The sequence below is a fragment of the Cellulomonas sp. genome, from assembly GCF_036279715.1.
In the GTDB taxonomy this organism is placed as follows: domain Bacteria; phylum Actinomycetota; class Actinomycetes; order Actinomycetales; family Cellulomonadaceae; genus Cellulomonas_A.
In genome coordinates, this window is sequence record NZ_DASUIR010000101.1 from 1 (window position 1) to 9,123 (window position 9,123).

The 9,123-nt window shown below is 72.3% G+C and carries 9 protein-coding genes; 3 read left to right on the top strand and 6 right to left on the bottom strand.

The window, feature by feature from the left end; translation table 11 throughout:
- The first annotated feature begins 302 nt into the window (after positions 1-302).
- A complete protein-coding gene (locus tag VFW79_RS09765) occupies positions 303-1,820 on the top strand; it encodes a helix-turn-helix domain-containing protein (protein ID WP_414647934.1) in 1,518 nt (505 codons plus the stop codon).
- Positions 1,821-1,868: 48 nt separating this feature from the next.
- Here the strand turns inward: VFW79_RS09765 and VFW79_RS09770 are convergent, their stop codons facing one another.
- Together VFW79_RS09770 and VFW79_RS09775 are read right to left on the bottom strand one after the other, a co-directional pair.
- Positions 1,869-3,155 carry an adenylosuccinate synthase gene (locus tag VFW79_RS09770; RefSeq protein ID WP_329677114.1) on the bottom strand — a complete coding sequence of 429 codons (1,287 nt, stop codon included), beginning with the start codon at positions 3,153-3,155 and terminating at the stop codon, positions 1,869-1,871.
- 205 nt (positions 3,156-3,360) lie between these two features.
- The gene (locus VFW79_RS09775) at positions 3,361-3,786 is read right to left on the bottom strand and encodes a DUF3151 domain-containing protein (protein WP_329677115.1); all 426 of its coding nucleotides are present in this window, start codon (positions 3,784-3,786) and stop codon (positions 3,361-3,363) included.
- 118 nt (positions 3,787-3,904) lie between these two features.
- Between VFW79_RS09775 and VFW79_RS09780 the strand changes: the two genes are divergently transcribed.
- The gene (locus VFW79_RS09780; protein WP_329677116.1) at positions 3,905-4,240 is read left to right on the top strand and encodes an STAS domain-containing protein; all 336 of its coding nucleotides are present in this window, start codon (positions 3,905-3,907) and stop codon (positions 4,238-4,240) included.
- 12 nt (positions 4,241-4,252) lie between these two features.
- Here VFW79_RS09780 and VFW79_RS09785 read toward each other — a convergent pair whose 3' ends face one another.
- Positions 4,253-6,340: a SpoIIE family protein phosphatase gene (locus VFW79_RS09785; RefSeq protein WP_329677117.1), complete on the bottom strand. Its 2,088-nt coding sequence runs from the start codon at positions 6,338-6,340 to the stop codon at positions 4,253-4,255.
- A gap of 152 nt (positions 6,341-6,492) precedes the next feature.
- Here VFW79_RS09785 and VFW79_RS09790 point away from each other — a divergent pair, with 152 nt between their 5' ends.
- Positions 6,493-6,930: an STAS domain-containing protein gene (locus VFW79_RS09790; RefSeq protein ID WP_414647932.1), complete on the top strand. Its 438-nt coding sequence runs from the start codon at positions 6,493-6,495 to the stop codon at positions 6,928-6,930.
- Between the two features lie 146 nt (positions 6,931-7,076).
- Here the strand turns inward: VFW79_RS09790 and fbaA are convergent, their stop codons facing one another.
- The 3 genes from fbaA to VFW79_RS09805 form a co-directional block, all read right to left on the bottom strand.
- Complete coding sequence (gene fbaA, locus VFW79_RS09795) at positions 7,077-8,099, bottom strand: class II fructose-bisphosphate aldolase (RefSeq protein WP_329677118.1); 1,023 nt, start codon at positions 8,097-8,099, stop codon at positions 7,077-7,079.
- Between the two features lie 83 nt (positions 8,100-8,182).
- A complete protein-coding gene (locus VFW79_RS09800; protein ID WP_414647933.1) occupies positions 8,183-8,965 on the bottom strand; it encodes a TrmH family RNA methyltransferase in 783 nt (260 codons plus the stop codon).
- Entirely contained in the window at positions 8,962-9,111 is a 150-nt protein-coding gene (locus VFW79_RS09805; protein WP_329677121.1) for a hypothetical protein, read from the bottom strand. Before VFW79_RS09805 ends, VFW79_RS09800 begins: the two co-directional genes overlap by 4 nt.
- Between the last annotated feature and the right edge of the window lie 12 nt (positions 9,112-9,123).

Here is a 9,123-nt window from a genome sequence, read left to right on the forward strand (position 1 = left end):
GGCGATGTGGCTCACCCAGGCGAGCAGCTCACGGTGCGACGTCGGAGCGCCGGCGGCGGGGGTTGCGCTGGCGGGCGCCGGGGCGACGGCCATCCGGGTGCGGGCCGTGTTCGCGACGGACGTGGCGACGAGGGTCATAAGAGATGCCTCCGGTTCGGGCGGACGGCCGCGGTGGAGGTTGCGACCTGTCTGCGCTGAAGTGATCTCTTCCAGACTTCGCCATGTCCGGCGGGGTTTCTACGACTGACGTCTGTCAAGAACGGCAGTTCTTTCGCTACTGTCAAGAGGTGACCGACGAGACGATGGACCTCCCGCCTGGCGCCCCTGTGCCCACGGGTGACGGCTCCCGCGCCCGCCGCCCGGCTATCCCCGGCGACCGCCTCACGCTCGGCCGACGCATCCGGCACTTCCGCACCGCGCGCTCGATGACGCTCGACCAGCTCGCCCGCGAGACCGGCACCGCCCCCAGCCAGCTGTCGCTCATCGAGAACGGCCACCGCGAACCCCGCCTGTCGCTGCTCGGCGAGATCGCCACGGCCCTGCACGTCGAGGTCGCCGACCTCATCGCCCCCGAGCCGCCCAGCCGCCGCGCCGCCCTCGAGATCGCCCTCGACCGCGCGCAGCGGTCCCAGGCGTACACGGGGCTCGGCCTGCCCGCGGTCCGCCCGAGCCGTGGCATGCCGCTCGAGGCGCTCGAGGCCCTCGTCGGCCTGCATGCCGAGCTCGACCGCCGCGAGCGCCAGTCGATCGCGACGCCCGAGGAGGCCCGCCGGGCGAACACCGAGCTGCGCCTGTGGATGCGCGAGCGTGACAACTACCTGCCCGCGATCGAGCAGGTCGGTGAGGACATGGCGCGCGCCGCGGGGTACACCGTCGGAGCCCTGACGCACCGCGCCGTCGCGCGCATGGCCGCCCAGCTCGGGTTCCAGATCCTCCACGTCGACGACCTGCCGCACTCGACCCGCACCGTCACCGACCTCGAGGGCGGGCGCATCTACCTGCCGCCCGCATCGATCCCCGGCGGTCACGGGCTGCGGTCGCTCGCGCTGCAGGCCATCGGGCACCGCGTCCTCGGTCACGACCGGCCCGTGTCATACGCCGACTTCCTGCGCCAGCGCCTCGAGATCAACTACTTCGCGGCGTCGTGCCTCATGCCCCGCAGCGCCGCGCTCGAGTTCCTCGGTGCGGCCAAGCGCGCCAAGGACCTGGCGATCGAGGACTTCCGGGACGCGTTCGGCGTCACGCACGAGGCCGCGGCCCACCGGTTCACGAACCTCGCGACGAGCGAGCTGGGCCTGCCCGTGCACTTCTTGCGCGTGGACGACGACGGCGCCCTGTCCCGCGGCTACGAGAACGACGGCGTCGGCTTCGCGACCGACCCCACCGGGTCCATCGAGGGCCAGCACGTGTGCCGGCACTGGGCCGCGCGCGTCGCCCTGAGCCGCCACGACCGCACGACCGAGTTCCACCAGTACACCGACACCCCCGAGGGCACGTTCTGGTGCACCGCACAGACCGGGGTGTCCGACGCCGGTCAGTTCTCCATCACCATCGGCGTTCCGTTCGCGCACGCGTCCTGGTTCCGCGGCCGCGACACGAAGCTGCGGACGCAGTCACGCTGCCCCGACCCGTCGTGCTGCCGCCGGCCCGACACCGCGCTCGCAGCGCGCTGGAGCGACCACTCCTGGCCGAGCGCCCGGCTGCACGCGCAGGTCCTCAGCCCGCTGCCGCAGGGCACGTTCCCAGGGGTCGACGACGCCGAGGTCTACGCGTTCCTCGACCGCCACGCGACGCAGTCCCCGCCGGACCAGCCCCGCTGACGTTCCGCACCGGGCAGCGCGCACAGCCGGCATACGCCGGGCGAACGGTCAGGCGAGCAGGTCGTGCCGGATGATCGTCGCCTCGCGGCCCGGGCCGACGCCGATCGACGAGACGCGGGTCCCCGAGATGTCCTCGAGCGCCAGCACGTACCGCTGCGCGTTGGCCGGCAGGTCGCCGAACGACCGGCACAGGGAGATGTCCTCCCACCAGCCGTCGAACTCCTCGTAGATGGGCTTCGCGTGGTGGAAGTCGCTCTGGTCGAGCGGCATCTCGTCGTGCCGGACGCCGTTCACGTCGTACGCGACGGCGACCGGGATCTTCTCGAGGCCCGTCAGCGTGTCGAGCTTCGTGACGACGAGGTCGGTGAGCCCGTTGACGCGTCCGGCGTAGCGCGTGACGACGGCGTCGAACCAGCCCGTCCGACGCGGGCGGCCGGTCGTCGTGCCGTACTCGCCGCCCGTCTTGCGCAGCCACTCGCCGGTCGCATCGAGCAGCTCGGTGGGGAACGGGCCCTCGCCGACGCGCGTCGTGTACGCCTTGGCGACGCCGACGACGCGGTCGATGCGCGTCGGGCCGACGCCCGAGCCCGTGCACGCGCCGCCGGCCGTCGCGGACGACGACGTGACGAACGGGTACGTGCCGTGGTCCACATCGAGCATCGTGGCCTGACCGGCCTCGAAGACGACGGTCTTGCCCTCGTCGAGCCCGCGGTTGAGCACGAGCGGGGTGTCCGCGACCATCGGCTTGAGCCGGTCGGCGTTCGTGAGCAGCTCGTCGATCGTCTCGTCGATGGTGATCGCGCGTCGGTTGTAGACCTTCACGAGCAGATGGTTCTTCTGCTCGAGGGCGCCCTCGACCTTCTGGCGCAGGATCTTCTCGTCGAACAGGTCCTGGATGCGGATGCCGATGCGGTTGATCTTGTCCGCGTACGTCGGGCCGATGCCGCGGCCCGTCGTGCCGATCTTGCGCTTGCCGAGGAACCGCTCGGTGACCTTGTCGATCGTGCGGTTGTACGGCGCGATGACGTGCGCGGCCGACGAGACCAGCAGGCGGCTCGGGTCGACACCACGCGCGATCAGCGCGTCGATCTCGACGAACAGCACCTCGAGGTCGATGACGACCCCGTTGCCGATCACCGGGACGACGCCCGGGGAGAGGATGCCCGACGGGAGCAGGTGGAGCGCGTACTTCTCACCGTCGATGACGACCGTGTGCCCCGCGTTGTTGCCACCGTTGAACTTGACGACGAAGTCGGTCCGCGAGGCGAGCTGGTCGGTCGCCTTGCCCTTCCCCTCGTCCCCCCACTGGGCCCCGAGCACCACGACGGCAGGCATCGACTCTCCACTTTCCGCGCTGCTGGGTGGTCCGGTCCGCGCCACGTCCGGTGCGAGCACAGCTCGCGGGCCGCGGACCCAGGCACCGGCGGCAGCGCACCAGCACCCCCGAAAGGTTACCCGAACGTCAAGGATCGGTCATCGACGGTCGGACCAGGGCACCGCTCCGGCCGCCGGTCCCGACGCCGACCGTGCCGGGAGCCGGTCAGCGTCGACCGGAGATCTCGTCCTCGGACGTCCCCGAGTCCGCGAGGAACCGCGCGATCCGCTCGACCTCGTCCTCCTCGCCGATCGCCTCGGCCGCCTCCTCGAGCGCGAGCAGGGCCCGGAGGAACCCGAGGTTCGGCTCATGGTCGGCAGGGATCGGTCCCTGGCCGCGCCAGCCGGCCTTGCGCAGTGCGTCCAGCCCGCGGTGGTACCCGGTCCGGGCGTAGGCGTAGGCCGCGACCGGGTCGCCGTCGTCGGCCAGCGCGCGCTCCGCGAGCAGCGCCCAGGCGTACGGCGACGCGGGGTTCTCGCGCGCGGCGTCCTGCAGGTCGGCGCCGGCGGTCAGCGCGGCACGCACGTCGGCGTCGGGACCGTCGACGGGAAGGCGGACGGGTTCGGGACCCAGGAGGTTGTCGTGGCTCATGCCCCCATCCTCGCGCGGTGCGGCCCGACGTGCGGCCCGCGGCGAGCGTCATTACAGTCGAACCCGCCGCCCGTCACAGACGAGACCGCCACCAGTCCCCCCGAACCTGAGGATTCCGATGATCGAGGTCGTCGCGACGCCGTCGGAGACGACGCTCGTCCTCGCGGGTGACCTCGACGTCGCCGAGCGCGACGCGTTCCCCGAGGCGCGCGCCCGGATCGCGGGCATGCGGCACGGTCGGCTCGTCGTGGACATGTGCGGCGTGACGTTCATGGACTCGACGGGCGCCGCGTTCCTCATCTCGCTGGCCGACGCCGGCAACGCCCGGGGCAGTCAGACGGTGCTGCGCGGGACCGACGAGCGCGACCTGTTCGTGCTGTCCGTGTGCGGCGTCCTCGACCTGTTCGTCATCCAGGCCGACTGCGACGTCGAGGCGCACGCCCCGACCTCCTGAGCGGTCGACCCCTCAGGCGTCGGAACCCTCGCCGACCCGGATCTTCGCCCAGACGACCTTGCCCGGGCCTGCCGGCCGCCAGCCCCAGTCCGCGAGGCGCTCGACGATCTGCATGCCGAACCCGCCGATCCGCCCGCGATGGCCGTCGGTCGTCACGGGGGGTGCGGGGTTCGCATCCTCGACCTCGATCCGCAGCCCGTCCTCGGTGTCGTCGAGCCGCAGCAGCACGTGCCCCCACCCGTGCAGCACCGCGTTCGCGACGAGCTCGGAGACGACCAGCTCGGCGCTCGGGCCGCAGGCCAGGCCCCACGCCTGGCACGTGCGCACGACCGCGTGCCGGGCACGACCGGCCGCCGCGGGCTCGCTCGCGAGGCGCCAGCGACGTGACCGCGGGCTGCGCGCGACCGACCCGTCGGCCGCCGGGTCGGGGATGCGCACGACGACGACCGCCACGTCGTCCTCGGGGGCGTCGGCCAGGCGCGCGAGCAGGTCCTCGCCGATGCCCGCGGAGTCGGTCGCGGTCACGCCCTCGGCGGCCTCGCGCAGCGCCGCGAGGCCCTCGCGCAGCGTCCGGTCCCGACGTTCGATGAGGCCGTCCGTGTAGAGGACCAGCACGTCACCGGGCACGAGCGCGACCTCCGAGGTCGTGCGCGGGCCGACGGAGATGCCGATGAGCCGGCCGCCGGCCTCGCCGAGCTCGGTCACGTGGCCGTCGCGCACGAGCAGCCCGGGCAGGTGGCCGGCGCGCGAGTAGGCGAGCTGCCACGAGTCGCCCGTCCGCGTGAGCGTCGTCAGGACGAGGGCCGCCGGCCGCGGGATCCGCATGCCGGCGACGAGCTGGTCGACACGCTCGAGGACGAGCCCCGGCGTCCGGACCTCGAACGCGTACGTCCGCACGACCGAGCGCAGCTGGCCCATCGACGCCGCAGCCTCGATGTCATGGCCGACGACGTCACCGATGACGACGCCGACGACGTCCTCGTCGATCTCGAGCACGTCGAACCAGTCCCCACCGACCTGCGCGTGCGCGGAGCTCGGCGCGTAGTACGTCCAGACGTCGAGGCCGTCGACGTCGGCCTGCTCGGGCAGCATCGACCGCTGCAGCGTCTCGGCGACCCGGTGCTCGCGCTCGTACAGCCGGGCGTTGTCTACGGCGAGCCCGACGCGGCGCGTCGTCAGCTCCAGCACCATCTCGAGCCCCCCGTCGATCGCGGCCGCGTCCGTCCCGTCTTCCGGGACCACGACGAGCACCCCGAGGACGAGGCGACGGCCGGGGACCGGAATCACGACGACACGGGACGGCGCATCGGGCAGACGCTCGACAGCCGTGCGGACCTGGTCGGCGAGCCACCCCGACACGGTCGACGCGTCGGGGTTCGTCAGGTCCAGGTCGACGGGCTCGGTGCGCGCGCCGTCCAACAGCTCCTGGACCGGGTCGACCTCGCGCGTGCACGGCAAACCCGCCGCGTCCCGCGCGACCGATCCCACCTCGACGACTGCCGCGTGGCGGCGACCCGCGCGGTACGGGGGCGATCCGGAGCCGTCGGCCGGCCGCAGCCCGTCGTCGTCCTCGAGGTAGAAGCCGGCCCACCGCACGACGGAATGGTGCAGGACGCCCGCCACGTCCTCGAGCGAGCTGGGGTCGTCGAGGTCCATGAGGATGTCGGAGATCCGCGAGATGATCCCGATGCTCGTCCGCTCGCGGCGCTCCCGTTCGACCTCGGCGAGCTGCTCGCGGTGGCGCTCCTCGAGGTCGGTGACGTCGACGAGCACGGAGAACCAGTGCGTGATCGTGCCGTCGTCGGCCGCGACGGGAGCGATCGACACGCGCGTCCAGGACGGCGTCCCGTCGGCGGCCACGGTGCGCAGCGTCTCGGCCCACGGCTGCCCGTCGGCGATCGCGGCCCGGAACCTGTCGACGAGCTCGGGGTCGACGTCCGGGCCGAGGAGCCGTCCCGGCGCCTGACCCACGATCTCGTCGACGGCGAACCCCGTGCGCCGGACGAACGCGTCGTTGACCCAGACGATCGTCTGAGCAGGCGTGCCGGCTGCTGCGATGTACATGGGGACGTCAGCGGCCCGGAAGGCCCTCTCGCGCACCTCCGCGAGAGCGTCAGGAAGCGGATCGATCGCCGAAGAGTTGACCGCGACCACCTCCGATCGTCTAGCGTTCCCCCATGTCGTGAGTCCGACCGCGGACTGGGCACGTGCCGGGAGCAGAGGGCGGTCGCCCTCATCCGGAGAGGAGCATCGTGCGCGACGTTAACAGCCGGACGGGTCACGGGCCCGTTGAGGACGGCAGCGACCTGCACACCGACCGGAGCGTCCCGCTGCGCGGCGAGCCCGGAACCGTCCATGTGATCCTCGGCGCGGACCGTACCCGAATCGTCCTGTCGGGCGAGATCGACGCGGACCTCGCCACCGACCTGCACCAGGCGACGTCCGATGCCGAGCACGCGGGTCTCCCCATCGAGGTCGACACCCACCACGTGACCTTCATGGACTCCTCGGGGGTCGCGTTCCTTGCGCGCCTCGCGACCCGGAGCCGGCACCGCGTCCGGCTGCTGCGCGTCCCCCCGACCGTGCGGTTCCTCCTCGAGGTCACCCGCATCGGCGAGCTGCTCGACGTGATCGACGACGACGCCGAGACGCAGTTCGAGGCGCGCGGCGACGACAGCCTCATCCCCTGACGCGCTGACGGCGCCGACGTCGCGCGCTGCGAGCGCCGCGCACCCAGCCACGACCGAGGGCCCGGTCCAGCACCCACGTCCATCGGACGGTGGTGCCGGACCGGGCCCTCGGGTCTGGCTGGTTCGTTCAGGTCGAGCAGGCCGTGTCAGCCGAGCTTCTGGCCCGCCGAGCGCAGCTGCTGCGCGGCCTCGACGATGCGCTTGGCCAGTCCGGCCTCGGCCGCCTTGCCCCACGCACGCGGGTCGTAGGCCTTCTTGTTGCCGACCTCGCCGTCGACCTTCAGGACGCCGTCGTAGTTCTTGAAGAAGTGGTCGGCGACCGGACGCGAGTACGCGTACTGCGTGTCGGTGTCGATGTTCATCTTGATGACACCGTTGTCGACGGCCTCGGAGATCTCGGCCTCGGTCGAGCCCGAGCCGCCGTGGAAGACGAGGTCGAACGGGTTCTGCTTGCCGATCGCGTCGCCGACGGCCTTCTGGATGTCCGCGAGGATCGACGGGCGCAGCTTGACCGCACCGGGCTTGTAGACGCCGTGCACGTTGCCGAACGTGAGGGCCGTCAGGTAGCGACCCTTCTCGCCCGCACCGAGCGCCTTGACCGTGGCCAGGCCGTCCTCGACGGTCGTGTAGAGCTTCTCGTTGATCTCGGCCATGTGGCCGTCCTCTTCGCCACCGACGACGCCGACCTCGATCTCGAGGATCGTGCGGGCCAGCTGCGAGAGCTCGAGGAGCTCCTCGGCGATGATCAGGTTCTCGGCGAGCGGGACGGTCGAGCCGTCGAACATGTGCGACTGGAACGTCGGGAGCTTGCCGGCCTTCACCTGCTCGATCTCGATCGCGAGCAGCGGGCGGACCCAGGACTCGAGGTTGGCCTTGGCGCAGTGGTCGGTGTGCAGCGCGACCGTGATCGGGTAGTTCTTGGCGACCTCGTGGGCGTACGCGGCCAGCGCGAGCGAGCCCGCGACGCGGTCCTTGATGGTCGAGCCGGACGCGTACTCGGCGCCGCCGACGGAGACCTGGATGATCCCGTCGCTCTCAGCCTCGGCGAAGCCCTGGAGCGCGGCGGTGAGGGTCGAGGACGACGTGACGTTGACGGCGGGGAAGGCGAACTTGCCGGCCTTCGCCCGGTCGATCATCTCGGTGTAGACCTCGGGGGTTGCGATGCCCATCGACGGATCTCCTGGAGGTAGAAGGGGGGTGGTGACTTCGTGGCGATTCTTTCACGTCCTGCCATGGGCACGGCCGGGACGTCCTACCCAGCGGGCATCCCCGTGCCGGTCGAGCCCGGCCCCGACGTCCCGTGGCCTGACGCGTCCGCGTGGCGGGTGATCCACGCGTGCATCGCGATCGCCGCGGCCGCCCCCGCGTTGATCGAGCGGGTCGAGCCGAACTGGGCGATGTGCAGCACGTCGACCACCCCCGCGCGCGCCTCGTCCGACAGGCCGACGCTCTCCTGACCGAACAGCAGCACGCAGCCGCGCGGCAACGGATACCCCTCGAGCGGGACGGACCCCGGGAGGTTGTCGACGCCGAGGACCGGCAGCGGGTCGCCGGCCGGACCGGCGGTGCGCGCCCAGGTCAGCAGGTCCGCGACGGTCGGGTGGTGGCGGATGTGCTGGTACCGGTCGGTGACCATCGCGCCGCGACGGTTCCAGCGCCGCCGCCCGACGATGTGGACCTCGGCCGCCGCGAACGCGTTCGCCGTCCGGACGACCGACCCGATGTTCATGTCGTGCGCCCAGTTCTCGATCGCGACATGGAACGGGTGGCGGCGCGTGTCGAGGTCCGCGACGACCGCCTCGAGCGTCCAGTACCGGTAGCGGTCGACGACGTTGCGGCGGTCGCCGTGCGCGAGCAGCTCAGGGTCGTAGCGGGGTGCACCGTCGGGTCCGGCAAGGTCCGGCCACGCGCTCGGGCCGCCGGGCCACGGTCCGACGCCGACCTCACCCTCGACGACGGTGCTCTCAGCGACGGACCCCTCGAGATCCCCGGTCGGGGCGTCGTCGGTCACGTCACGCCGGCCCGCCGCGGTCACGTCAGCTCGACCCGCAGCGCCGTCGCGCTCGACCGCGCACGCTCCCGCGCCTCGTCGACGTCCGCGCCGCGGGCGAGCGTCACGGCCACGCGTCGTCGGCCCGCGACGGACGGCTTGCCGAACAGGCGCACCTGCGCGGTCGGCACCGCGAGGGCCGC